The 24,208-nt window shown below is 47.0% G+C and carries 24 protein-coding genes; 7 read left to right on the forward strand and 17 right to left on the reverse strand.

The window, feature by feature from the left end; all coding sequences use genetic code 11:
* The 4 genes from OCV70_RS06630 to OCV70_RS06645 form a co-directional block, all read left to right on the forward strand.
* A partial coding sequence (locus tag OCV70_RS06630; protein WP_262579467.1) for an ABC transporter substrate-binding protein occupies positions 1–799 on the forward strand: 799 nt, incomplete at its 5' end.
* Position 800: 1 nt separating this feature from the next.
* Positions 801–1,802 carry a FecCD family ABC transporter permease gene (locus tag OCV70_RS06635; RefSeq protein WP_021926226.1) on the forward strand — a complete coding sequence of 334 codons (1,002 nt, stop codon included), beginning with the start codon at positions 801–803 and terminating at the stop codon, positions 1,800–1,802.
* Positions 1,795–2,802: a FecCD family ABC transporter permease gene (locus tag OCV70_RS06640; RefSeq protein ID WP_021926227.1), complete on the forward strand. Its 1,008-nt coding sequence runs from the start codon at positions 1,795–1,797 to the stop codon at positions 2,800–2,802. Before OCV70_RS06635 ends, OCV70_RS06640 begins: the two co-directional genes overlap by 8 nt.
* 27 nt (positions 2,803–2,829) lie before the next feature.
* Positions 2,830–3,618: an ABC transporter ATP-binding protein gene (locus tag OCV70_RS06645; protein ID WP_173767746.1), complete on the forward strand. Its 789-nt coding sequence runs from the start codon at positions 2,830–2,832 to the stop codon at positions 3,616–3,618.
* A gap of 76 nt (positions 3,619–3,694) precedes the next feature.
* Here the strand turns inward: OCV70_RS06645 and OCV70_RS06650 are convergent, their stop codons facing one another.
* From OCV70_RS06650 to OCV70_RS06710, 13 genes are all read right to left on the reverse strand, one after another.
* Complete coding sequence (locus tag OCV70_RS06650) at positions 3,695–4,246, reverse strand: CDP-alcohol phosphatidyltransferase family protein (protein WP_021926229.1); 552 nt, start codon at positions 4,244–4,246, stop codon at positions 3,695–3,697.
* Positions 4,247–4,385: 139 nt separating this feature from the next.
* A complete protein-coding gene (locus OCV70_RS06655; protein ID WP_021926230.1) occupies positions 4,386–5,141 on the reverse strand; it encodes a hypothetical protein in 756 nt (251 codons plus the stop codon).
* Positions 5,138–6,382 carry a COG1361 family protein gene (locus tag OCV70_RS06660; protein WP_186901279.1) on the reverse strand — a complete coding sequence of 415 codons (1,245 nt, stop codon included), beginning with the start codon at positions 6,380–6,382 and terminating at the stop codon, positions 5,138–5,140. Before OCV70_RS06660 ends, OCV70_RS06655 begins: the two co-directional genes overlap by 4 nt.
* Before the next feature lie 324 nt (positions 6,383–6,706).
* Complete coding sequence (locus OCV70_RS06665) at positions 6,707–7,366, reverse strand: ATP-binding cassette domain-containing protein (protein ID WP_021926232.1); 660 nt, start codon at positions 7,364–7,366, stop codon at positions 6,707–6,709.
* Positions 7,344–8,072, reverse strand: coding sequence for an ABC transporter permease (locus OCV70_RS06670; RefSeq protein ID WP_244096262.1), 729 nt, complete (start codon positions 8,070–8,072; stop codon positions 7,344–7,346). The genes OCV70_RS06665 and OCV70_RS06670 overlap by 23 nt, the downstream gene beginning before the upstream one ends.
* A 21-nt stretch (positions 8,073–8,093) precedes the next feature.
* Complete coding sequence (locus OCV70_RS06675; RefSeq protein WP_117850296.1) at positions 8,094–8,984, reverse strand: hypothetical protein; 891 nt, start codon at positions 8,982–8,984, stop codon at positions 8,094–8,096.
* A gap of 1 nt (position 8,985) precedes the next feature.
* Positions 8,986–10,575, reverse strand: coding sequence for a DUF6034 family protein (locus OCV70_RS06680; protein WP_262579469.1), 1,590 nt, complete (start codon positions 10,573–10,575; stop codon positions 8,986–8,988).
* A gap of 268 nt (positions 10,576–10,843) precedes the next feature.
* Entirely contained in the window at positions 10,844–12,274 is a 1,431-nt protein-coding gene (locus OCV70_RS06685) for a HAMP domain-containing sensor histidine kinase (RefSeq protein ID WP_173767753.1), read from the reverse strand.
* Positions 12,271–12,936: a response regulator transcription factor gene (locus OCV70_RS06690; protein WP_021926237.1), complete on the reverse strand. Its 666-nt coding sequence runs from the start codon at positions 12,934–12,936 to the stop codon at positions 12,271–12,273. The genes OCV70_RS06685 and OCV70_RS06690 overlap by 4 nt, the downstream gene beginning before the upstream one ends.
* 149 nt (positions 12,937–13,085) lie before the next feature.
* Complete coding sequence (locus tag OCV70_RS06695) at positions 13,086–14,957, reverse strand: ABC transporter ATP-binding protein (protein ID WP_173767754.1); 1,872 nt, start codon at positions 14,955–14,957, stop codon at positions 13,086–13,088.
* Positions 14,944–16,851 carry an ABC transporter ATP-binding protein gene (locus OCV70_RS06700; RefSeq protein ID WP_117850286.1) on the reverse strand — a complete coding sequence of 636 codons (1,908 nt, stop codon included), beginning with the start codon at positions 16,849–16,851 and terminating at the stop codon, positions 14,944–14,946. Before OCV70_RS06700 ends, OCV70_RS06695 begins: the two co-directional genes overlap by 14 nt.
* Before the next feature lie 145 nt (positions 16,852–16,996).
* Positions 16,997–17,659, reverse strand: a complete 663-nt coding sequence (locus tag OCV70_RS06705) for a sensor histidine kinase (RefSeq protein WP_021926240.1) — start codon at positions 17,657–17,659, stop codon at positions 16,997–16,999.
* A gap of 7 nt (positions 17,660–17,666) precedes the next feature.
* Positions 17,667–18,371, reverse strand: coding sequence for a LytR/AlgR family response regulator transcription factor (locus tag OCV70_RS06710; protein ID WP_021926241.1), 705 nt, complete (start codon positions 18,369–18,371; stop codon positions 17,667–17,669).
* Between the two features lie 79 nt (positions 18,372–18,450).
* On the opposite strand from OCV70_RS06710, the gene OCV70_RS06715 reads away from it, so the two are divergent.
* On the forward strand, positions 18,451–18,723 hold the full coding sequence (locus OCV70_RS06715) for a hypothetical protein (RefSeq protein WP_117850284.1): 273 nt from the start codon (positions 18,451–18,453) through the stop codon (positions 18,721–18,723).
* A 73-nt stretch (positions 18,724–18,796) separates the two neighbouring features.
* On the opposite strand, the gene OCV70_RS06720 is transcribed toward OCV70_RS06715, so the two are convergent.
* On the reverse strand, positions 18,797–19,504 hold the full coding sequence (locus OCV70_RS06720) for a FadR/GntR family transcriptional regulator (protein WP_117850282.1): 708 nt from the start codon (positions 19,502–19,504) through the stop codon (positions 18,797–18,799).
* 48 nt (positions 19,505–19,552) lie between these two features.
* Here OCV70_RS06720 and OCV70_RS20305 point away from each other — a divergent pair, with 48 nt between their 5' ends.
* Positions 19,553–19,606, forward strand: a complete 54-nt coding sequence (locus OCV70_RS20305) for a hypothetical protein (RefSeq protein ID WP_470255819.1) — start codon at positions 19,553–19,555, stop codon at positions 19,604–19,606.
* On the opposite strand, the gene OCV70_RS06725 is transcribed toward OCV70_RS20305, so the two are convergent.
* A complete protein-coding gene (locus OCV70_RS06725; protein ID WP_117850279.1) occupies positions 19,599–20,975 on the reverse strand; it encodes a sodium-dependent transporter in 1,377 nt (458 codons plus the stop codon). The two genes, OCV70_RS20305 and OCV70_RS06725, sit on opposite strands and share 8 nt — an antisense overlap.
* Before the next feature lie 175 nt (positions 20,976–21,150).
* Between OCV70_RS06725 and OCV70_RS06730 the strand changes: the two genes are divergently transcribed.
* Positions 21,151–21,672 (forward strand): hypothetical protein, encoded by a 522-nt coding sequence (locus tag OCV70_RS06730; protein ID WP_173767756.1) that lies wholly within the window; start codon positions 21,151–21,153, stop codon positions 21,670–21,672.
* 73 nt (positions 21,673–21,745) lie between these two features.
* Here OCV70_RS06730 and OCV70_RS06735 read toward each other — a convergent pair whose 3' ends face one another.
* Together OCV70_RS06735 and OCV70_RS06740 are read right to left on the reverse strand one after the other, a co-directional pair.
* Positions 21,746–23,116 (reverse strand): MATE family efflux transporter, encoded by a 1,371-nt coding sequence (locus tag OCV70_RS06735; protein WP_173767758.1) that lies wholly within the window; start codon positions 23,114–23,116, stop codon positions 21,746–21,748.
* 110 nt (positions 23,117–23,226) lie between these two features.
* Entirely contained in the window at positions 23,227–24,090 is an 864-nt protein-coding gene (locus OCV70_RS06740; protein ID WP_117850271.1) for a YitT family protein, read from the reverse strand.
* Between the last annotated feature and the right edge of the window lie 118 nt (positions 24,091–24,208).

Genomic DNA, 24,208 nt, shown 5'->3' on the forward strand with positions numbered 1-24,208 from the left:
GGTGGAAATTCCAGTCAATCCTGAAAAAATCGTGTCCGATTACTATCTTGGAGAATTTCTTGCAGTAGATGTAAAGCCGGTTATCGCGTCTCCTTACTCCTTATCCAATAAATTTCTGGAGGAATATATAGACGGGATCCAGGCAATGAACGTTACAAGCGCAGAAACCTCTCTGGAAATGATCGTGGCAGAACAGCCAGATCTGATCGTCACCATTACAGAGGCTGATTATGAGAAGTATTCTGCAATTGCACCTACTGTTTATATTGAAGATGGAAAGCGCTCTGACGAGGAGCTTTTCCTTTACATTGCAGATCTGGTGGGAAAAGAGGACGAAGCGCAGGCTTATGTAGATGATTTCAATACCCGCGTGATGGATGCAAAAGAAGAAATCCAGGGAATTGTAGGGGATCAGACTGTTTCCATCGTAGAGGTATGGCCGCAGCAGATCTATACAATGGGAAGTCATTTCGCAAGAGGCGGAAGCATTTTATATGATATGTGGGATTTAAAGGCACCGGAAAAAGTTCAGGAGGAAATGGTAGACGGGGATACCGCTTATGAAGTTGTTTCTCTGGAAGCACTTCCGGAATATACCGGCGACTTCATTTTGTACGGGGTTCTTGCGGATACAGACAGCTCTTTTGTGGAGGATTCCCAGCTGTGGAACAACCTGGATGCAGTGAAAAATGGAAAGGTTCTTTCCTATGAGCAGGTATCCTTTATGCACCGTGATCCTATCACACTGAATGCACAGCTTGACATTTTCCTTGATTTCTTCAGAGGCTTTGAGGACTAAAATGAACTCCCGAATTAGAAAAACCATATTTTTTATTGTTGGAATCGCAGCCCTTTTTGTGGCTGCGGTTTGTTCTGTAAGGTTTGGAAGTACAAATATATCCGGGGAAAAGATCCTGCAGGCGATTTTGCAGCCGGACTGGTCCGATTCTGCGCAGATTGCCATTCTTGAGCTTCGGATTCCAAGAACCATCGGCTGTATCATCGTAGGTGCCGCATTTGCCTGCGCCGGTGCGATCATGCAGGGAATCACCCGGAATCCTCTTGCCGATTCCGGGCTTCTTGGAATTAATGCAGGATCCTCTTTTGCCCTGGCGGTATGTCTTGCTTTTTTGCCGGGAATGAGCTTTTCCGGCATTGTAATGTGTTCTTTTCTGGGCGCTGGTGCTGCCCTGCTTCTTGTATATGGGCTGATGAGCCTTCGCCACAAAAAGCTGGATCCTGTCAGGCTGGTTCTTGCGGGAAGTGCGGTAAGCATTTTCCTCTCTTCCATCTGTCAGGCAATCTCCCTTTTTTATAATATTGGCTATGATCTTACCTTCTGGACAGCTGGCGGCGTTGCGGGAATCCGTATGAAACAGCTGACCTTTGCAGTTCCTGGAATTGCGGCAGGACTTCTTCTGGCGATGCTTCTTTCCAAAAGGATTTCCCTTTTAAGCCTTGGGGATGACGCGGCAAGAGGACTTGGAATCAAGGTGGAAAGGACAAAAACATTATGTTTGGTGGCAGTGCTTCTTCTTGCAGGAAGTGCGGTTGCACTTGCAGGACCCGTTTCCTTTGTGGGACTTCTGGTTCCCCATGTGGTCCGTTTTTTTGCAGGCTCTGACTACGGCACAGTGATACCTGGCTCTATGATTACAGGGGCTGTGTTTATGCTTCTTGCGGATATTATTTCCAGAGTGATCAATGCGCCTTCCGAAACGCCGGTGGGACTTGTTTTTGCAGTTGTGGGAGTCCCATTTTTCATTTGGACGGCAAGAAAGGGGGCGGATGAAAATGACTGATGCAAAGCAGAAAAAAAGAGTCTGTATGGTGTCCCTGATTCTTTTGGTTCTTCTTGCAGCGGGAATCCTTGCAGATATTTATGCAGGGTACAGCCGGCTTTCTCTCCAGGATTTTTGGGAAATTATCTTAGGCGGCGGAGATCCGGGACTTCGGTACACCCTGATTCAGCTTCGCCTTCCCAGGATTTTTACCAGTCTTTTGGTTGGCGTAGGACTTGGACTTGCCGGCGGAATCATACAGGGCGTGGCGAAAAATGATATGGCAGAGCCCGGAATTCTTGGAATCAATGCCGGAGCAGGACTTGCGCTGGCTGTGTTTATCGTATTTTTTGCAGGCAGCAGCCAGAATATGACACCTCTTCTGCCAGTGATCGCTTTTGCAGGGTCTGTGATCGTTGCAATCATAGATTATCGGTTGGCATTTACGGGAAATGGACTTTCCCCCAAAAGGCTTCTGCTGATTGGAATTGCGGTTTCCACTGCTGTTTCCAGTGTGACTACCATGCTGATGCTCCGCATGTCAGACAGTGAATATGCCTTTGTGCAGAACTGGCTCGCCGGAAGTATCTGGGGTGCATCCTGGTCAAATGTGCACATTTTATTTGTTTGCCTTCTGGTGCTGGGGCTACTAGCTTTTTACAAAAGCCGGACCTTGAATGTTCTGGTTCTTGGAAATCAGACCGCAACCGGTCTTGGGGTTGAAGTTTCGAAGCAGTCTGCCATTCTTCTTGGAATCGCCATTGGAATGTCCAGTCTTTGCTGCGCTGTAGGCGGCGGCTTAAGCTTTGTGGGGCTTGTGTGTCCTCATCTGGCAAGGCGTCTGACCGGTCCGAACTACAGATCCCTGATTGGGATTACAGCTTTACTGGGTGCGGTGCTTCTGGTGTTTTCCGATATTATTTCCAGAACCCTGCTGATTCCAAATGAGATTCCCATTGGAATTGTGGCTGCGGTAATCGGTGCGCCTTATTTTCTTTATTTACTGATCATGCAGGATTAAATCATAAATTTGGAGGAACAAAACGTAATGAAACCAGCTATTTACGGCAAGGATATTTCCGTTGCCTATCAGCAGAATCTGATTATCCCGTCTATGAGCGTCCAGATTCCAAAGGGAAAGATAACTTCTATTATCGGCCCCAACGGCTGTGGAAAATCTACTTTATTGAAGGCACTCTCCCGTATGATTCCTGTAAGATCCGGAGAGGTTTTCCTGGAGGGAAATTCCATTACCCAGATGCCTGCTGTGGAGGTTGCAAGGAGAATGGCAATTTTACCACAGAGTCCTCAGGCTCCCGGCGGACTTACGGTGCAGGAACTGGTCTCCTATGGAAGATATCCCCATCAGAAGGGGTTCGGGAAACTGAAAAAAGAGGACAAAGATGCCATACAGTGGGCTCTTGAGCTTACCAAAATGCAGGAACTAGCACATCGGCGGGTGGATGCGCTTTCCGGCGGTCAGCGCCAGAGGGCCTGGATCGCAATGGCATTGGCACAGGATACGCCGCTGATCCTTTTGGATGAGCCTACTACTTATCTGGATATGGCGCATCAGCTGGAAATCCTGGAGCTTCTGGAAATGCTGAACAAAACTCAGGAAAAAACCATTGCACTGGTAATTCATGACTTGAACCAGTCTGCCAGATTTTCTGACTGGATCATTGCCATGCGGGACGGGAAGGTACTCTATGAGGGTACGCCAGAGGAAATTATGACGCCGGAGGTTTTTCATAATGTATTTTCGCTGGATGCGTATATGGAAACCGATCCGTGGACACAGAAACCAATGTGTGTCACCTACCGGCTGGAAAAATAAAGAGGAAAGAGCAAATGTGCGTGACACAGATGCTCTTTCCTCTTTTATTACGGCTGTTGGCAGTTGACCTGTTTGTTTAGGAAAGCAGGTCTTTGTAGCGTTTGGCGTATAGGATAAATGACAGGGCCATGAAAAAGCTGCAGGCCAGGATCAAAGTGTTGGCGATGTTCATGGGCATGTCGGGGATGAAAAGAAGCAACAGCATGACCAGGTAAAAGAAGGCGGTACAGACCTTGCCGTACCACATGGCGCCTTTGTTTTCCTGGGTTTTCTTTAAGACCTTCACTCCTACGATTCCCATGAAGGCTTCTTTCACTGCGAAAAGAAGGAACAGCCATTTCAAAAGGGAATATTCTTTCATCAGGCATAAGATCAGAACACCTTGGGTGATCTTGTCTGCAATAGGATCCAGGATCTTGCCGAGCTCGCTGACCATGTTGAATTTCCGGGCAATCTTGCCATCCAGGAAATCGGTGAGTGCGGAAAGCAGGATGATGGCTGTGAGCAGATTGCTTCTGCCGGATGCCCCGGACTGATAAAATGCGGCTAAAAATACGAACGCCAGTACAATGCGGAATGTGCTTAACAGGTTGGGAATGGTAAAAATTTGTTTTTTGTCCAGTTTCATAACGTTTCTCCTCCTTGGTTGCTTCCCATTGTAAAGCATTTTGGAGGGAAAATCAATTTACAGATTTGGGATTGAGACAAATCTGTAAGGCAAAAGACAGGCGGGGCTATGCAGGCTTGGGGAAGGTGGAGGAGTTTATTTATTGGAATAGCTGCCTGGCGTTTTCCAGGTTTTCTTTGCCGTTTATTTTCAGGAGGACACTTGTAATAGATTGATTCATTCCGCTGGACTGGCACAGGGCTTGGGCGTGGGAAAAGGGAATGTAGATTTCGGTATCCTGGTTTTCCAGGACGGCGGCTGCATGGCAGGGAAGCCAGGTGGAAGCGGCAACACTGGAAGGATTGTTTCCAGAAGCATTAGCCATATTGGAGGTAGCACTGCCTGTCGCAGAAGAAACGGTGGTGTAGGAAGCCGTGGCGGTAAGGCTGTCAGATGCAATGCCGGTATCCAGGGAGTAGGTGATGGAGAGCTCCTCTCCCATTTGCAGATATTTTTGCTGCTGATTTTGGGAAATCTGGTGGCCATTGGAGTCTTTCATATTGGAGAGGGAATTTTTGCCAAGGAGCAAAAGGGGAACGGTTCCCAGGGAATCCTCATCTGGACTTTGAACAAAGGCACTTAGGTCAATTCCGTAGAAGGCGGTGGTTTCTGTGTAATCTTCTATTTTTAAGGTTACTGGAATTTCCACAACCGGGTAAACTGCCTGGATGCCTATTATCTTTGACGCGCTTTTCAGAAAGTCGTTATCGTAGGTGAGATCGCCAAGGGACACCAGTGCGGTATAGGTTCTTCTCTCCTCCTGCATGCCAAGGAAAAGCCGGATAAGCAGGAAAAAAATCAGGGTGCACAGGGCGGCGAGAAAACAGGTGAAGCTGTCGGCTTTTTTCTTTTTCATTGGGAGGCCGCCTTTCTGGCTTCTTCCAGGAGTACGTTTTTTCGGCGCAGGCTTACCAGGAGAAGCAAAATGATGCAGATCAGGAAAAGGGCGCCTACAGCAAGGATAGAATACCACCAGCTGTTGGTTTCGGTCTGGTCCTCTTCCACTTTCAGGGACTGGATCTGGGATTCTTTGAGTTCGGTCAGGAAGTCAGAGGCGGTCTCGTAGGAATTTCCAGAGGAATCCTCGTAGGTGAGGATGAAACGGCCGGAGATTTGGCCTGGGGATAAGGTGGCTGCGGTTTCATTCGTTTTTCCCTTTACATAGATTTTCATACTGCCCTCTGCTGCAGTGCCGGCTTCGATATTTCCGAGAAATACCGTTCCGCTGGGGCTTAGGCCCGTGGCTTCCAGGCGGACTTTGGCGTTGTAGAGCTTGTCTCTGCCAAGGTTCATGGCTTTTACCGGGACTTCGATGGTGTCCATGGTGTAGACGATGGAGGGAATGTCGGAAGCTTCCAGCTCGGCGCGAAGCTGTTGCGAAATATTGAAGGTGAGGGTTTCTGTGCCAGTAGCTGCGGTTGCCTTGGAGTCCTCATATTCCAGGGAAAAAGTGACGGTGACTTGTCCTGGAGCGGTATCTTCCGCTATGGTCATCAGCGACTTGAGGGTGATGGCTTCCCCGGGAGTTAGTCTTTGTACATAGAAAGAATTTTTGGCAAATTCGATTCCCTTTGTTTCTGTAGAAAGGGAAATCTTCAGGCCGAATACGTTCTGGCTGCGGCTTTTGTTGCGGAAGACCACAGACATTTCCTGGGTGGTTCCGGCTTTCAGGGACTGACCGGAAAGGTTGCTGTCTTCTAAGAGAAGCTGGGGCTTATGGAGAATGACTTCACCGGAGGATGAGCTGCCTGAACTGCCGCCCGTGTATCCTCCAGAGCCGCCGTCTGTATATCCGTCTCCTGATATGGTTCCGTTGTCTGCACCTGGATCTATTATGGCGGAGCCGTTTCCGTTTAAGTCATTTGAAGAATTTCCATTTTCGATGATGACATGGATGGTTTTATCCTTGGAAGAACTGCTGGTGTCATCGCCTGAGAAAAATCCGTCCAGGTCAGAGGATGAGTTATCGGAGTCCGGTGACTGGCTATCTGAACCAGAAGAACTATCGGAGCCAGGCTCCCGGTTATCTGTGGAGTTAAAGTTATGGTCGCTGAAATCATCGCCGCTGGAATTGTTGACGGAACTTTCATTGTCCAAAGAATTTTCCATTTCTTCCGAAAATGTACCGTTCTCATCGGGGACAGATGCTGCGGCGGGAACTGGCAGTAAAAAGATAACAAGGAAAAGATAAGCACCGCTCAAAAAACGCCTGTATGATTTTTTATGAATGCTATTATTTTTTGTGTAAATTTGTAATTGACAGTTCCTCATATCCAATTTGTCCTTTCCTTATAATTATTCGGAGATTACGCAAGCTTTTGGGGGAACAAAATTCACAGAAAAATCGAGAAATGCGATGCGTAATTATGCAAATCATAATTCCTGTGCGGTGCAAAGCGTATCATTGGGAAGGTACGAAGCTTACCGTTCTCTTAAAATTCCGCCGTCCATTTCGTAAACATGGTCGCACAGGATGCGGATATCTTCCTCATTGTGACTGGCCAGGAGGATGGTTTTTCCGGCGGCTTTCAGTTCCAGAAGCAGTTCCCGGATTTCTGCTACGCCGTGTTTGTCCAGCCCGTTGAAAGGCTCGTCCAGAATAAGAAAACGAGGATTTTCCATAATGGCCTGGGCAATTCCAAGGCGCTGGCGCATGCCAAGGGAGTATTTTCCCACAGTTTTTTTCATGTCCGGGTCAAGGCCTACCTTGCGAAGAATCAGGCGGATGTCAGCTTTGGTGATCTGCCCTCTCATATCCGCCAGAATTTCCAGATTTTTAGCGCCTGTATACTGGGTGAGAAAGCCGGGAGTTTCGATGATGACTCCGAGACTTTCCGGGAAATCCACATCCCTGCCGATCTGCTTTCCGAATACATGGATCGTTCCTGTAGAAGTGGGAAGGAAACCGCAGATGCATTTCATCAGCACTGTTTTGCCGGAGCCATTATTTCCCACAATACCGTAAACCTGTCCGCAGTTCAGGGTAAGATTGACCTCTTTTAGAACCAGATCCTCACCGAAGCATTTGGTTACCTGGCAGATCTGCACGCAGGCAGCTTCAGATTTCCTGGATTTTTCCATATAATACACCTCCCAAAATAGGAATCAGCACAAGAAGAAATAATAACAAAAATAACCACAACCCATCTTTCTCCGATCCCCAGTCTCCGGCTGCCTGGATCCATTCTACCGGGTAAAACCAGATCAGCTCCTTAAAGTAACGCTCATGGAGAATGATTCCAAAATAATAGGTGACAAAGGGAATTCCATATGCCATATAAGGGGAATTTCCAAGAACTGCGCAAATACCGCCGAAAGTACTGAGAATGCTTCCAGTAATTCCAACCCGAAGGGCCTTTTGAATCAGCTCAAGCAGCAGCTCTTTTGGGAAACTGCCTCTTTCTTCCATGGGATAAAATATAACAAAACTGACAAAAAGCATGGCAACCACTGCAAATATCCAGACCAGAAATCCGGACATCACAACGGAAAATACTTTTCCCTCCACATAACGTCTCCGGTCGGTTCTGGGCAGCACTGCCTTTAGAAAGCCGCTTTTGTATTCCTGCAAAAAGGAATCGCTCCATGGCAATACAGCCGCCACCGGAATGGCAAAGGACAGAACCTGGCTTTCCAGGGAACCGTTCAGAAGCCGGAGGAAGGTGCCGCATTCCAGAACTTTTTTCAGGTTAGGGTAAGATGCGCCTGCCGCAAGGGAAAGGCAGGCAATGAGCCACGCTGCCAGAAAGCTTTTTCCTGTGAGCATGCGTTTCATTTCATCTGTCATTATTGACCTCCCTTCTGCAACTCATGCCTTTTCTCCAAGAAATTCAAACTGGTATTTTCGCATTTTAAAAAGGGCAAGAAAAGCAAGAAGCACAAGAAAAAACAGGAAAAACAGGCAGGACTGCCAGATGGTGGGGAGCAGCGCGTCATAGCCAAAATTGTGTTTTCCGTACACCGCCTGGTTCAGCGGACTGATCCAACTGACCAGCACATTCATCTGGTACATTTCGTAGTCTTCCTTATGGAAAATCACTGCCAGCACCTTGGGATCCAGCAGAAATCCGTACACGCTGTAAAACAGCCCAAAGATCATGCCCTTTGTTTTTCCCTTATAAAGATTTCCCACAAGGATTACAAAGCTTAAGGTCAAAGAATAGCAAAAAAGCAAAAGGAAAACCTGCAGCATGCATCCATAGGGGGAAATGCTTTCCATAACTCTTACGGTGGATGGCACCTGCAGATTTTTGCCAAGGCTGGAATAGCCAAGCATGGCTGCCGTCTCGCTCCACAGATTGCCGGGATAACTGTTCTGCATGCACAGCACAGAAGTAAAAAGAAGCATAAGCACTGTGTACAAAATGGTCACCAGTGTGACGTAGACAAACTGCCCAAACAGCCATTTTTTCTTGGTGGTGCGAATCAGCTGGTATGGGGTGACGGGCGTCATTTTGGGCAGGTCTGAGAACAAAAGGAGCAAAAGCAGGGAGCTTAAAAGCACCGCAGTTCCATCTCCGAAGGTCCACAGGAACGGCTCAATGGCCTGCACCGGAGTGTCGTAGGTTTCCATGACGATCATGATCCTTCCGGTGAGCAGGAAGCTGAGCACAAATTCCAGGAGAAAAGTAAAAATCACCTTGGGATTTCGGAAAAAGCCGAAGAAATTGTAGCGGACAATTCCAAATACCTGTTTCATATCAGTAGCCCAGGCTGCGATCGATAATGCTTCCGTCTACGGCATTGATGGTAAGATAGCTCCAGGTGGGGTATTCAGTTGTGTCGGAATAGGATTCCCCGTCATACTCGGTTTCTGTTTTTCTGGTTCCGAAGAAATCCCAGACAGGAACCAGAAGCCCTGTGTGGGCATCCTTGGAAGGCTCATAAATTCTGGCATAGCCAAGGACGATCCGGTCGATGTCATAGACTCTGGAATTTTCGTATTCCATGTTGTCGGCGTTTGTGACCACCATCATTTTTTCGTAGGTTTTCATGATCTCACTGAAAGGAAGGAGGCTTAAATTCTCTGTTTTGGTTTCTCCGATGATGTAAGGATCACGGTAAGCCACCGATGCGATCCCATCTTTATCTACAAAAAACTCCAGACTTTCATAAGACCAGGTTTCCATGGTACTGTCCATGTCCTCCAGATTGCCGCCGGAATCCATTGTCTGGGTTATGGGAACTCCATTTATGACACGGTTGTAGTAAATATGATATCCTGTTCCAATGTTGCTTAAAGTGTTGTCATCTTCCAGATTAGTACACACAGCATAATCCCATCCAGTACATTGCAGATCGGTAATTCCCATTTTATCTACTTTTTCCTGTACCAGTTTTTTGGCATTCTCAAGTGAAAGGCCGATGGATTCCTCTGTGGGTTTCTGGAAACCGTTGCTGTCTGTATAATCAAACCAGCTTGTATCGGTTGGAAGTGCTTCGCCGCCTGCCTTCGCCGTTTTTTTGATCCTGACAGCAAGAGTATCCGAGCCGCTGGAATAAGTTTTATAGTAATATTTGGAACCGTCATTCATGACTGCTACGCCTGAAAAGGAATTCTCTTCCATAATCTGTCCATCAGAGGCCTGGGACGCGACGCCTGCCACCGGTCTTCCTTCCACCAAGGTTTCGGCTTCCGGGGCTGTTTCATATTCTGATTCCCAGTATTCAATATCCGCATAAATATCGTAGATATAATTTCCGTCATCATCTGTTCCCCAGTTATTGGGATCCAGATTTCCGTTTGCCACATCCTCCTTCAATCCATCCAAAATCTCTTTGATCTCGCTTTTGGTCTGGACGTAATAGCTGTCTGCAGTGTACAGGGTGGCATCGGAAAAGAAGGCGTCCGTGATGCGGTCCAGAAGATCCTGGGTAACCTCTGCCGGGGTTACGGAAATGGCGGATATTTTGTCCACATCCGGGATTTCCACAGTAGCGTCTGTGTTTACCACCAGCTTGGCGCTGTCGTCTGTGACCTGGCTTTTGTAGGTCTGCGGCGCATTGATCAGGTCGCGGATGGTGGTCTTGGCAGCGGAGGCGGCAGAACTGCTGTTATTGCTGTCATTGATGCTGTCATTTTCGGAGGCTGCGCTGTTTGAGTCTGCAGCTGCTTCGTCAGAAGCAGTGTTATTTTCTACCATGTCCACACTGTCATCTGCTTCTTTGTAGGCGTCCATGGCACTGCTCCCTTTTGGCTTTACAAGAGAAGATTCGGGGGTCTTGGCGCATCCGGTGAGCATTCCTACACAAAGGGTAAGGCCGATTATTTTTTCTATGTTTTTTCTCATATCTGGTAAGTTCTCCCTTCCTGTATGGCAACGCTGCATAGGGAAGCATTGCCATTTATCCGAGCGTGACTGAAAAATGTGAGGCGTTTGGAAAAATTTTGCAGAATGTAAGTTACAGGCTGCGGAAATTTTTTCCAAACATGCTTTAGGGGAATCGGCGGATGGCCGGGGACATTTTTCAGGTCACGTTCTGGTATAGATGATAGCGCCTGTTTAAGCATCGAATCTTCCGCAAGTTGTAACCGAGATGTAATTGGTGAGAATGATATCACCATAAAACAGAAACCTTCGTTCCCTCTCCTACCGTACTTTCAATTTTCATCTGATAGCCGTGCAGATCTGCGATTTTCTGGCAGAGGGAAAGACCAAGGCCTACGCTTCCATTTGCCCGGGAACGGGATTTATCTACCATGTAAAAGGCGTCGGTTACTTTGGATAAGTCCTCCGGGGGGATTCCTTTTCCGAAATCCTGTACAGTAAGTCGGTCATTTGTAGCGTGAAGCAGAATTCTGGAATTTTCTTCCGAAGCCTTGACTGCGTTGTCGATAAAGTTGGTGACGACACTGAGCATCAGGTCTTTGTCGAAGGTCTTTTTCAAATTCTCTGGATTGCAGGAAATTTCCAGATGGAGATTTTTTTCCTGAAGACGGTATAGAGTCAGTTTCCGGGCCTCATCCAGGAAATCCGCTACCGGAACCTCCTGAAGGGTAAGCTGGGATTCCCCGGTTTCATACAGTCCGGTCAGCTCCAGCATTTTTACGGAAAGCCTGGAAAGCCGGCGGCATTCGTTTCCAATATAGGTCAGTGCTCTCTCCTGCCGCTCCTTTGACAGGCGGACGGTGAGAAGGGTGTCTGCGTAGCCGATGATGGCGGTCATAGGAGTTTTCAGTTCGTGGGCCAGGCTGCCAAGAAGCTGCCTCTGGGCCTGGTTGACGGCGGAGAGGCTTTCAATCTGCTCTTTTATTTTGGCAGTCATCTGGTTAAAGCTTTTTCCCACCTGTGCCAGTTCGGTGTTTCCGTTCTGTGGAACCTGGATATCGTAGTTTCCGTCCGCAATGCAGAGGGCGGCTTCGTTCAGTTTGGTAAGAGGCGCCATGATCTTTTTCAGGCTGAAAAAAAGAAGGAAGCCTGTGAAAAGAAGAAGGCCAAGGGTCAGTGCGCCTGCCTGGAAAAACAGGATCTGGCTGCGTTTCAACACATCGGTGATGTCTTTGTAGGTGACGATCTGATAGTTCTCTTCCCCTGTGTATTCTGTGGAGGAATAGGAATACAAAAGAAGGGTTTTACCATCTGTTTTGCTGATGACAGGATCATAATCATAAAATGCGGAAAGGTTTTTCTGAGGAAGGGTTTCTGCTGTCAATTTCCTGATGGTTTCTGCCTCAAATTCATAGGAGGTTCCGTTGTAAAGTTCTTTTTCATTGCAGTATAAAGCGGCGGAATCGTGGAAAACGTGGCGAAAGGAGTAGACCAGTATTTTTTCCTGAAGGTCGGGATCTGAGGCATCTGACTGGCTGCCTGCGATCCTTAGCTGGTTTTCGAACTGGGAAATGCTGGTCTGAAATTTGTTCCACTCGTAGCTGTTGATGTCCTGCAGGCTTTGATCTTTCCAGCGGCAGGTGGTGTAGAAAAAAATGGCGGAGGATAAAATCAGGATCACACAGGTCACCTGGAGAAAGATTTTGGTAAACAGCTTCAAAGATCCACCTCCAGTCGGTAGCCGATGCGGGGGATGGTTTTGATCTTGTCCTGCCAGCCCAGCTTTTTGCGGATACGGCCTACGTGGGCATCTACGGTGCGTGTTTCTCCTTCAAATTCCACGCCCCAGAGGCCGGAAAGGAGCTGTTCTCTTGAAAGGGCTTTGTTAGGACTTTTCACGAACATCATCAGGCAGTTGTATTCCATGGGTTTCAGGTAAATTTCTTCGCCGTTTTTGGTGACGGTGTGGCTTACGGTGTCAATGATGACATCGTCAATCTGAAGCTGCTCCTGGGTGCTGCCGTGGCGCTCCAGTACTTTTTCCAGGCGCACCATGACTTCCAGCATTTCGAAGGGCTTTACAATGTAGTCTTCAGCTCCTTCTTTCAGGCCTTTTACTTTGCTTGACAGGTCGGCTTTGGCGGTGAGGAAAATGACGGGGATGCCGAAGCGCTTCAGCTCTGGCAAAAGGGCGTAGCCGTCTTTGCCTGGGAGCATAATGTCCACAAGGGCGCACTGGAAGTTATGATCCTGGCGGATGGTGTCGCTTGCCTCGTTTCCATCCAAGCAGCTCACCGTCTCATACCCTGTCACCTCCAGGTTCATGCACAGCAGGTCATTGATCGCGATTTCATCTTCTATTACAAGGATTCTGGCTTTCATTTTTCGTGGGTGTTCCTTTCTAAGTGTTGCATTTATGCAGAGGGATGGCTGTGGGCCATCTGGGTTTTATTATACATTGTTTTGAATGTGGAAATGTAACCGTATTGTAACGAAATGAATACAAAAATAAAGCAAAAATCCTGCAATGTCTATGTATAATACTGTGCCTGGGCCTGCCAGAGGGTGTGGTAGATGCCGGTTTGGTCGGTGAGGAGGGACTGGTGGGTGCCAGTCTGGACGATGGTGCCGTGGTGGAAAACGGCGATTTTGTCGCAGAATTTGCAGGAGGACAGGCGGTGGCTGATGTAGATGGCGGTGCGGTCACCGACAATTTCGGCAAATTTCTCGTAGATCTCGGCTTCCGCTACAGGATCCAGGGAAGCGGTTGGTTCGTCCAGAATGATAAAGGGAGCATTCTTATAGAGGGCTCTTGCGATAGCAATTTTCTGGGCTTCCCCGCCGGAAATGCTCACTCCGGATTCGGTGTACTCCTTGTATAAACAGGTAGAAAGGCCATGGGGCATTTTGGCAAGACGCTGCTTAAATCCGGCTTTTTCAAGGGCTTCTGTAACCAGTTCTCTGTCATAATTTGTTCTGGCTGCCACATTCTCTCCAAGAGGCAGGGAAAACAGTTTGAAATCCTGGAAAACCACGGAAAAGATCGTCATATATTCCCGGTAATTGTACTTTCGGATATCGATTCCATTGAGCAGAATTTCCCCCTCTGTAGGATCATACAGACGGCAAAGAAGCTTGATAAAGGTCGTTTTTCCGCTTCCATTCATACCTACCACAGCCAGCTTTTTGCCGATTTCAAACTTTATGTTCACATCCTTTAAGGCATATTCCTGGCTTCCCGGATACTGAAAAGACACATTGCGAAATTCCACCTCATATTTGCGGTCATTTCGCTTTTCAACCGTCAGACTGCCCTGATACATGTGATCCGGAATGTCCAGAAACTCAAATACCATATTCAAAAAAGCGGCATTGCTTCGCATATCCTCCATTGTCGTGATCAGGGTGGAAATCCCGCCGTAAACCCTGGTGATGGAAGCAACGTATCTGGTAACTGCACCCAGTCCAAAGGCTCCCGCCCACGCTTTTAGGCACACAAAAACATAGGCGATTCCGGTGAAAATCCCAGACACTGCCGAAGCCCCGGCAAGATAAAATCCCACAGGACCCTTCTGGTATCTGGCAAACACCCCTCTGGAACCAAAGGTACTTTCTTTGTTTAAATTATATTTTTCGCAGATTTTATCCTGTCTGTAAATGCGCATATCTGCCGCTTTTTTGGTGTCATATCCAAGATGTCCGTAATAGGAAAACATACGGTTTCCAAGGTTATGGATATCTGCCAGGCTGGTCAGATAGCGTCCAGCTTTTCCTGCAAGTACAGGCGAAATGCAGGTGACTGCCAGCATAATCAAAGCGATTAAAATCACAAATAACGGATTGTTTAAAATGGTATATTTCCCTGCACTTTCCGGTACCTGGCTTGTGAAAAGGGAAAGGGTCAGGGAGGCGCCGCCAAGGATCACTATCACCGTCTGGCACAGGGCTTCGCAGTCTTCCAGAGTGCGATAAAGGCCCCAGCCAGCGCTGTTGTGGTTCTGGCAGATGGCAGAATACAACTCCATATTTTTCGTTTCATTCAAATTTACATAGTCAGTTTCAAACAGCTTCTCGGACAAAATTTTCTTGATCTTCAGCCACATTCCAGCGCTTTGAACGTTCTTCCATTTTTCCAGAAGAGCCGTTACAAGGCTGCCTGCAGCTATCAAAAATAAGGTAAGAAGCACCAGAAAACGAATCCGTCCAGGGTTCTTTGCCCCTGCCAGTTCTTCAATAATAAGGGCGGAAAAATAGATGCCCACATACGGCGTCAGCGCTTTCCAGATAATCAGGGCAAAGCGGGAAAGAATCATCCGGGGATACCTTTTGTAAAAGAGCAGGTAGGCTCTTTGGTTGACTTTCAGCATTTCCAGCCAGGATAAACGTTGTTTATTCTGAGACATTTCTGCCCTCTCCTTTCCTGTAAACGAATTTAGTCTGCTCTCTATCTGTAAATTTACTCATATCAGTATGGTTCATTTCCGTCTTTTCCCTGTAATATTTGCTTTGAATCTCATACAGCTGGGCGTATTTTCCCCCAAGGTTAAGGAGCTCTTCGTGGGTTCCTTCCTCCAGGATTTTGCCGTCGCCAAGCATAAGGATTCGGTCGCAGAACCTTGTGGAAGCAAGACGGTGGGAAATAAAAATAGAGGATTTTCCCTGTGTCATTTCGTTGTATTTGCCGTAAATATCTGCTTCCGCAATGGGATCAAGTGCTGCGGTAGGTTCGTCTAAAATCACAAAGGGAGCATCCTTATATAGGGCACGGGCAAGCATAAGCCGCTGAGTTTCCCCGCCGGAAAAAAGCACTGCATCCTCATAAACCTCCCGGTTCAGACAGGTTTCATATTGTCTGGGAAGGGACTTGATTTTTGCGCGAAGTCCGGCTTTTTCCAGGCAATCTTCCACTCGTTTCTGGTCTATTTCATCCTCTGTCTGTGCGACATTTGCTGCCACAGTTGCTGCCAGCAGGGAAAATTCCTGAAATACTGCGGAAAAGAACGTGTAATAATCCGTACGATTATAGGTACGGATATCCGTTCCATTTAACAAAACATGGCCTGCCGTAGGATCATAAAAGCCGCAGATCAGCCGGATCAATGTGGTTTTTCCAGCTCCATTTAAGCCTACCATTGCTAGTTTTTCTCCTGGATGAAGGGTGAAATTGATGTCTTTTAAGGTGTCCTCTGAGGCATTTGGATAGCGGAAAAACACATGCTCAAGGCGGATTTCATAGCTCTTTTGAGTCTCCCATTTCAGGGGAATTCCATCCGTGAAGGAGAAAATTTCCGGGTAATCCAGGCATTCACGGATAGTGGAAATATCCAGGGACTGCTTATGCAAGGTGCGAAATCCATCCAGAATTCCAAGAACCCAGCTGGAAAATCCATCTACTGCGGTGAACAATAAAAGGAATGCCGGCACATCCATCTCCTGCTGAAATACCAGATAGATCAGGAATGCATAAGCGGTTCCATTTCGCAAAAAGGTGAGAATAACATCTGCAATCCGTGCCCAGAGGTATACCCCTTCCGCCTTCCTGTGGAAGGCAAGAAAAGCTTCCAGATTTTTCTCATACAGTTCCTCCAGCCAGGTGCAAAGCCCGAAGATCCGAATGTCCTTTGCAGCGCCGAAGTCCTTTGCCTGATTCAGAAGATACAGCATCCGTTTCGCATATTCTGCTTCCTCATCCAGGTGGGTATATCGATAGCTGTCCAGATGTCTGGAGAGAAAATAGCTGGTCCCGGAAGTGGCAAGAATCACCAGGATCAGGACTGGCTGAACCTGGGTCAGAAGGCTGCCGTAAAGAAAGAAACAGGTAAGATTGATCAGCAGTAAGGTAAGGGTTTCCCATATGGCTCCGGCTGCTTCCTGGTTACAGTTGGTGTATTCATTTGACTTTTCCAGCAGTTTTAAAAAGCGGTTGTCTTCCAGGTTTGGGTAGGCGGTGGTGGCTGCTTTACGGTTTAGAAGGTTGACGATTTCACAGCGGACACTGATGCGCCCGGGACTGGAATTTTGCCTGGCGTAGGTCAGCGCAGCGGATACGGCCATGCTGGCAATCGCAAAGCCTGCAATAGTAAAAAGCAGCCGGATGACAGGCACATGGTTTTCCACGGCGTCCAGGATCACGGGGGAAATGTACAGATCGATCAGGTTCTGCGCCACTGACAAAAGTGCAATCAGAAGGCAAAGTACAAGAACCATTTTTTCATCTGAATTCCAGGCCAGACGGATCATAAAGCCAATGTTTTGGAAGGTGTTATATTTAGGAGTGGAGTTGCTTTTTGTAAACATAAAGAGTACCTTTCTGGGTTTTTTCATTATTTTACCAGAAAAAATGTCCCCGGGTCAAACCGGGGACGAATTGTTAATCGGGGTGATGAATTGTAAAGTTACGTTTTACCTGCAGTATTTTAAGGAAAAATAAGGTGCCCTGCTTTTATACCTGCGGAATCAAAATCTCCGTAGTAAAAGCCCCATCCTCACTGTTGCGGTTGATATATCCGTCCAGACGTTTCACGATATCATCAATGCGGATCAGGCCAAGACCGTGCCCTTCCCCTTTGGTGCTTTTAAACAGATTTCCCTCCTTTTTCATTTTCTTTCCAGCGGTAAAATTGGTAAAGGAAATGTATAGCTGGGTGCCTTTCATGTCCATATAGATGCGAATGATCCGCTGCTCTTTGGGAAGCGCCAGGCTGGCCTCAATGGCATTGTCAAAAAGGTTTCCGATAATACAGCACAGATCGATCTCCGAAGATTTCAGCTTCACCGGAATATCGGCATCTGCAATCACCTGAATCTCCTTTGACCTTGCCAGGGAGATTTTTGAGTTTAAGATTGCATCTGCCATAGGATTTCCTGTTTTGACTACGGTATCCACAGTCGTCAGATCCTCATCCAGCAGATCCAGATAATGCCGGATGGCTTCCCAGTCTTCTGCCGCCGCATAGGCCTTCATGGTCTGGATGTGATTGCGGTAGTCGTGTCTCCAGCCCCGGATCTGGCGATACATATTGTCCACTTCCTGATAGTGTGTCTGGATCAGTTCCTGCTGATAAACGGCAAGCTTCTTATCCATTCTTTTCGAAAAAAATCCCATTGTGCATTCACTCCATATTTATAATGGCCCGGTTAAGCTTCTCATAGACACCTCTTGGAAGAGGAAGAACCGTTCCATCCTGCAGATAAATTTCTTTTCTGGTGACACGGCTGATCCGGGTAAGGTTGACAATCAGGGAACGTCCTGCCCGGAAAAAACGGGAATCCAGGTGTTTTTCCAGTTCCCCAAGAGTCATTTTCAGGGTAAAATCACTGATTTCATGCAGGGTTACATAGTTTCTGTAAACTTCTGCATACCGCAGCTGATTAAGTGGAAACCGCACCATTTCCCCGCCGCTTGTGAGAGTCAGAACTTTCTCATTTGCGGAAAGCTTACGGGCTGCACGGTCCAGAACTGTGAAAAGCTTCTCTTCCTTCAGAGGTTTCAATAGATAATGAAGTGCCTCCACCTCATATCCTTCTGCAATATAATCTGAATATCCGGTGACAAACACAATCTGGATGGTATGGTTGTCCTGACGCAGCTTTTTCGCCATGGAAATGCCGTCCATGTCTCCCATTTCAATATCCAGAAGAAGGATGTCATATTCTTTATTCTCAGCGTAATGAAAAAGAAAATTCTCCGCAGAAGTAAATTCGCGAACACGCACCGCCGCTTCCTTTGCACTGCCCCACTTTTTCACAAGGGAGGAAAGGAAGGCGCGGTCTGCCGCTTCATCATCACAAATTGCAATTCGATAAATGGTGTCCATTTTTTGCCCCCAAATCATGGTAACGATTTAGCAAGGGAATATTTCCCGTAACTGGGAAAGTGCCAAATAGTTACAAAGTATGATAAATGAGTATATAGGATATGGGCAGGAATTACAAGGCAAAATCACTGTCAGCAGTAAAGTCCGCAGCAACAATTTAGACGGCTCCATCTTCGAAATTCCAGAATTTATTTTCATATTGACATTTCGAAAAACCGGTGCTCTCTATTTTGATGAGCGGTGCTACTTATCTCATTGCCCTTGGCGTAAAGATCAGTATGGCCATGGTAATGATGCTGCTGATTGGACTCCTTTTTCTGGTGCTGGGAAATTATTTTCTATTCTTATCTGATCTACAAAAAGAAAAACTGACAGCCGGGGGAAAATCCCTGACTGTCAGTTACTCAGAACAAAAGGGGCGGTTTTTACCGCTCTTTTTGCATTTCAAGCATATATTTCTCGATGGTTTGCATATGCTCAGACATACAGTGCTCCGCTTCCTTGGCGTCACCGTTTATAATGGCGTGCACCAGTCTTCTGTGCTGATCATCCACATCTTTGACAGACTGGTTTTTCAGCATGATGTAATCTCTTGTTCCGAAAATGCTGGATTCGATCAGCTGATCAGCGGCGGAAAGAACACTGTAAAGCATAGGATTGTCTGCAATTTTGGCAATTTTGTGATGAAGCTCCTTGTCGAGATCCCCTCTGGTTTTCTCATCCTCTGAACCGTCCAGCCTTGTGAGGATTATCAGCAGCTCTGCTGCGTCAAGGGGCGTACATTTCTTCGCTGCAAGAACCGCGCATTCCCGCTCCAGTGCGGCGCGAAGCTGCTGGTTCTGAATGGGATAGCTGTTGTTTAACTGGAAAAGGATGGACAGCGGGCCGATGAGCCAGTTGTCAAGATCTGAAGTAATGTAATTGCCGCCACCAGGAACAGATTCCACAATTCCAAGAAGCTCCAGCGCACGGAGCACTTCCCGGACTGCCGAGCGGGATACGCCCATGGCTTCTGCCATAACCCGCTCCGCGGGAAGTGCCGCTCCGGCTTTCAGGGTTCCCTTCTGGATGTTCTCGATGATCTGTTTTAGAATCCCGTTAAATGTTCTTTCTTCACCAATTTCTCTGAACATAATTTTCTCCTTTGTGTTAGAGCATATATCAAAAATCGTTCCCGCAATCTGCACGCTCTGCTTTGCGGTATCTTTTGTCCGAAGTCAGCTCCGTTTACATAGAAATCCAGCCGAATGCATTTGCCACGGAACTGAGCAGAATGATCACAGTAAAAATCGGGCAGAGATACCGGATCATAAAACGAAAGACTTTTTTCCTTTTAAAAGATCCTCCGTCTGCTTCCACTTCCTCTTCAATTTTGCCAACACCGATGACTCTGGAAATCAGAATGCAGGTTGCAAATGCAGCGATAGGCATCATGACCGAATTTGTGAGGAAATCAAAGAAATCCAGGAACTGCATGCCAATGATCTTCACAAATGCCAGCGGTCCGTATCCCAGGGAAGAAAGGCTTCCAAGAATAACCATGATGATGCCTACGATTACCGTTGCACCTTTTCTCGGCCATCTCAGCTCGTCCTGGAAAGTGGATACGGCACTTTCTGTAAGGGCAATGGAGCTTGTCAGAGCTGCCATCAGTACCAGCAGGAAAAAAATGATTCCAATTGGCGTTCCAAATCCCATGTTGGCAAAAACCTTGGGGATGGTAATGAACATCAGCGCCGGACCAGCCTGCAGGGTATCCGGATCTCCACCGGAAAATGCAAAGACTGCCGGAATGATCATCAGGCCTGCCATAATGGCAATGGCGGTGTCAAAAATCTCCACATTTGTGGTGGAGCCTTCGATGGACACGTCTCGTTTCATATAAGAACCGAAGGTGACCAGGATTCCCATTGCAATGGACAAAGAATAAAACATCTGTCCCATGGCTGCGACCACGGTCATCCAGGAAAAGTTAGCCGGGTTGGGAACCAGAAAATATTTCACGCCAGCCAAGGCACCAGGTCTTGTAACCGAGTAGATGGCGATCAGCACGGACAAAAATACCAGGATCGGCATCATGAATTTGGACACACGTTCTACTCCGTTTCGGACACCTGCGAAAATAATTGCCAGTGTCAAAAGGGCAAATACAAGAAAGCAGATCTCTGTGGAGGTTCCGTCTGAGATAAAGGCGGAGAAATATCCGTCTTCTGCCAGCTTCTGGCTGTTGCCTTTTACATATTCAATGAGATACTTGATAACCCATCCGCCGATTACCGAGTAATACGGTACGATCAGGATGGGGATAACGGCGTTGATCCATCCGCCGAAGGACAGCCATTTGGATTTGCCGAATTTGCCAAAAGCGCCTACTGGGCTTTTGCGGGTCATGCGTCCAAGGGCTGTTTCCGCAATGATCATGGAGTAGCCGAAGGTGAGTGCCAGAATGATGTAGATCAGTAAAAAAATGCCGCCGCCGTATTTGGCTGCCAGGTAGGGGAATCTCCAGATATTTCCCAGTCCTACCGAGGCTCCGGCAGCAGAAAGTACAAAGCCCAGTTTCCCGGAGAATGTACTTCTCTCGTGGTGATGGTGTTTTTCCATAAAATTTTCCTTTCCGCGTCTGTTTGTTTGAATAATACTGCTATAGATGATACCACGATTTTTCAGGAAAGGCAAATGATATATAGAAAGAATGGGGCAACTTATTGCTTTTTTGAGCTTAGGCTCTTATAATAAAATTATCAATTACCATCTTATACTATGGAGGGCGCGGATTATGAATGAAGAACTTTTTAACGAAGCAACCAAGTCAAACGTATTGACAAAGAAACTGATCGACCAGCTTCTGGAGAGCATGACCTACAGCAGCATTTCCTTTATCAACTGGACCATTGAAACCCTGTCCCTGATCAAGGCAAGGCTGCAGAGAGGCGATAGGATCACAGATGAAGTAAGCGGAGAAGTCTATACTCTGCACTCTTTCCAGGAATTTGTAGAGAAGCATTTTTCTTCCTACATTGCCAGCCAGGTATTTAAGGAGACCTCCCAGCCGGAGAAAATTTATTTTTCCTTGAAGCCCTGCGAGGGGGGTTACAGCCTGGTAGCCGCAGATTCTGACAGTAACAAGACTTATGCATGGATTTCCAGTCTCAGCAAACGCTTCTCTCTGGTGGAGATGATCGCTACGGGAATTGTGTATGTGAAGGATACCCGCACAGATACCTACCAGCCGTTTATTTCCAGCAATGGGAAGTACTGCCGCTATGATAAGGGGAAGGGAATTCTTGTAGAGATTTGATTTTGAATTACATAAAAGAAACAACAAGGCAGCCAGTGTATGTGATTCTGGCTGCCTTGTTGTTTATCCAAATTTATTCAAATAGATTGTCCCGTGTTATATTTTTTGCCCAGGTGCCCTTGAGGTAATGATGGAAAACCCAGGGCCATTTCACAAACTCGTCGGTGCACAAAAGGAAATATACCCACAGCACCGGAAGCTTCAGCACAAACGCGGCGAAAAATCCAAGAGGCACCGCGTACACCCACATATCTATCGTGTCACAGATCAGGCCGAACTTGGTATCCCCTCCTGCCCGGAACACACCTGCAATCAGTGCAGTATTGACCGCGGATCCCATAATGTAGTAAGTGTTGATAAGAAGCATGTATTTCAGGTAATGCATGGCTGTCTCATTCAGGGAGGCGAACTTCAGCACAAAAGGCGTGACGGCAAGAACGATCAGTCCACCGATAGCACCTGTGATCACAGTCAGGCGAAGCATTCTGGAAGCGTACCGTTTGGATTTTTCCAGGTCGCCCTGTCCCATGATCTGACCAAGCAAAATGGTTCCTGCGCTTGCGATGGCAAAGCAGAATACGGAGCCGATGTTTCGCACTACCGTTACCAGGGAATTGGCGGCTACTGCGTCTGTGCCAAGATGCCCTAAAATTACGGAGTACATGGAAAATGCCACGCTCCAGGACAGGTCATTTCCAAGTGCAGGAAGTGACAGTCGGATAAAATCGTTCAGCAGTACCTTGCTTCTGAGGAACATGTAAGCGAGATTCAGTTTCACATCCTTACTCAGAAAGGAAACGATCATACAGGCAATCAGCTGGATCAGTCTGGAAAGTGCGGTCGCAATGGCAACTCCGGTGGCACCGAGCTTCGGTGCGCCAAAAAGACCGAAGATAAATGTGGCATTGAGCAAAATATTCAGGATAAATGCCAGCATATTTAGTACCATGCTGACGGTAACGCGGCCGATGCTTCGAAGAACCGCCAGGTAAATTTCCGAAATTCCCCAGCAGATGTATGTGATTCCCATGATCCGCAGATAGGATGAGCCGATGGCAATCAGTTCCCTGTCAGATGTAAAAAGGGTCATCATCCGTTGGGGCATAGTAAAGGCCACCAATGCCACCAGAATGGATATTGCCACGGAAAAACGAAGGGCAATTCCTTCGACTGCATGGATGGCCTGGAAGTTCTTTTTGCCGGAATACTGGGAACACAAAAGGGACGCTCCTGTTCCCAGTCCGTAATAAACCATAAACAAAATATTGGAATAATTGGCGGCCAGAGATACTGCCGAGATAGCAGACTGACCTACGTAATTCAGCATGATCACGTCAGCTGAATTTACTGCCGCGCTGAGCAGATTCTGGATAATGATCGGAATTGCCAGCCGGAAAATCTGCGGGTAAAAGTTGTCTTTCCCCGTTGAAACCGTACTTTTCATAGTTCCCCCTTCAAGTCATTATAAATTTGTGTCATATCATTATAATGCTTCAGAGAGAAAAATACCACCCTTATTATGACTGATAATTACACTATTCTGATTTCTGGCATTTAAATACTTCGGAACCCTTTTCCGATAATTTCACTGCTGTTTACAATGGTGATAAAAGCATGGGGATCCAGATGGCGCAGGTAAATACGAAGACGGTTGGTCTCACTTCTGGTGAGAACGGTCATCAGCACCTTCTGCTCCGTTTTTGTGTAAATGCCGAAAGCCTTCTGCTCAGTAGCAGAACGGTGAAGATCATTGATAATGAAAGCCTCTACTTCGTCCGGATACTTACAGATTACGGTACAGACCTTTCGAAGGTTCAGGCTCTCAATGGCGCTGTCTACTACGGTGCATTTCAGGATCATGCCCAGGATACAGTAAAGTCCGGTCTGTGCGCCGTAAAGATAGGCTGCCACAAGCACGATTCCAAGGTCACTGACCAAAAGGGCGCGTCCGATCTCAAGGCTTGTGTATTTGTGCAGGATCATAGCCACAATATCGGTACCGCCTGTAGAGGCACCTACATTAAATACCATAGCAGCACCAACTGCGGGGAGAATAACGGCAAAGCACAGCTCCAAAAATACATCATGAGTCAGTGGTGCCTGTAATGGGTAAATAAATTCACAGGCACTGACAAAAAAGGACAAGGCAAAGGAGGAATAAATGGTCCAGCCCATGGAATGGATTCCCAGGAAGAAAAATCCCAGCACAACCAGCACTGCATTGACGATCCACATGAATACACCGACATTCCATTGTGGAAAAAGGGTGGACAGTATGATGGACAGACCGGAGGTTCCCCCAAATGCGAAATGGTTGGGTGTTTTAAAAATGGAAATTCCTACTGCCGTGAAAATCAGTCCCAGATTGAGGATCAGGAAAAAAATCAGGTTGTCTTTTGTAAATATTTTCTTTTTCATAAGTTTTACTCTCCTTCTTTGGATATCTTAAGTATAACGTAAAACGCAGTCTCTGTAAAGAAACTGCGCTCAAAGAATTGCGAATAATAATATGTTTAAAAGAAAATTATCTGGAAAA

The sequence above is a fragment of the Blautia acetigignens genome, from assembly GCF_025566865.1.
Classification (GTDB): domain Bacteria; phylum Bacillota; class Clostridia; order Lachnospirales; family Lachnospiraceae; genus Blautia_A; species Blautia_A acetigignens.

What these genes read in the sequence shown, in the direction of transcription:
- OCV70_RS06730 (WP_173767756.1), top strand. Translation starts at nt 21,151, where the DNA reads ATGAATGAAGAACTTTTTAACGAAGCAACCAAGTCAAACGTATTGACA.
- OCV70_RS06715 (WP_117850284.1), top strand. Translation starts at nt 18,451, where the DNA reads ATGATAAATGAGTATATAGGATATGGGCAGGAATTACAAGGCAAAATC.
- OCV70_RS06670 (WP_244096262.1), bottom strand. Translation starts at nt 8,072, where the DNA reads ATGACAGATGAAATGAAACGCATGCTCACAGGAAAAAGCTTTCTGGCA.
- OCV70_RS06675 (WP_117850296.1), bottom strand. Translation starts at nt 8,984, where the DNA reads ATGAAACAGGTATTTGGAATTGTCCGCTACAATTTCTTCGGCTTTTTC.
- OCV70_RS06725 (WP_117850279.1), bottom strand. Translation starts at nt 20,975, where the DNA reads ATGGAAAAACACCATCACCACGAGAGAAGTACATTCTCCGGGAAACTG.
- OCV70_RS06705 (WP_021926240.1), bottom strand. Translation starts at nt 17,659, where the DNA reads ATGGGATTTTTTTCGAAAAGAATGGATAAGAAGCTTGCCGTTTATCAG.
- OCV70_RS06695 (WP_173767754.1), bottom strand. Translation starts at nt 14,957, where the DNA reads ATGTCTCAGAATAAACAACGTTTATCCTGGCTGGAAATGCTGAAAGTC.
- OCV70_RS06720 (WP_117850282.1), bottom strand. Translation starts at nt 19,504, where the DNA reads ATGTTCAGAGAAATTGGTGAAGAAAGAACATTTAACGGGATTCTAAAA.
- OCV70_RS06700 (WP_117850286.1), bottom strand. Translation starts at nt 16,851, where the DNA reads ATGTTTACAAAAAGCAACTCCACTCCTAAATATAACACCTTCCAAAAC.
- OCV70_RS06690 (WP_021926237.1), bottom strand. Translation starts at nt 12,936, where the DNA reads ATGAAAGCCAGAATCCTTGTAATAGAAGATGAAATCGCGATCAATGAC.
- OCV70_RS06640 (WP_021926227.1), top strand. Translation starts at nt 1,795, where the DNA reads ATGACTGATGCAAAGCAGAAAAAAAGAGTCTGTATGGTGTCCCTGATT.
- OCV70_RS06650 (WP_021926229.1), bottom strand. Translation starts at nt 4,246, where the DNA reads ATGAAACTGGACAAAAAACAAATTTTTACCATTCCCAACCTGTTAAGC.
- OCV70_RS06635 (WP_021926226.1), top strand. Translation starts at nt 801, where the DNA reads ATGAACTCCCGAATTAGAAAAACCATATTTTTTATTGTTGGAATCGCA.
- OCV70_RS06645 (WP_173767746.1), top strand. Translation starts at nt 2,830, where the DNA reads ATGAAACCAGCTATTTACGGCAAGGATATTTCCGTTGCCTATCAGCAG.
- OCV70_RS06710 (WP_021926241.1), bottom strand. Translation starts at nt 18,371, where the DNA reads ATGGACACCATTTATCGAATTGCAATTTGTGATGATGAAGCGGCAGAC.
- OCV70_RS06680 (WP_262579469.1), bottom strand. Translation starts at nt 10,575, where the DNA reads ATGAGAAAAAACATAGAAAAAATAATCGGCCTTACCCTTTGTGTAGGA.
- OCV70_RS06740 (WP_117850271.1), bottom strand. Translation starts at nt 24,090, where the DNA reads ATGAAAAAGAAAATATTTACAAAAGACAACCTGATTTTTTTCCTGATC.
- OCV70_RS06665 (WP_021926232.1), bottom strand. Translation starts at nt 7,366, where the DNA reads ATGGAAAAATCCAGGAAATCTGAAGCTGCCTGCGTGCAGATCTGCCAG.
- OCV70_RS06655 (WP_021926230.1), bottom strand. Translation starts at nt 5,141, where the DNA reads ATGAAAAAGAAAAAAGCCGACAGCTTCACCTGTTTTCTCGCCGCCCTG.
- OCV70_RS06735 (WP_173767758.1), bottom strand. Translation starts at nt 23,116, where the DNA reads ATGAAAAGTACGGTTTCAACGGGGAAAGACAACTTTTACCCGCAGATT.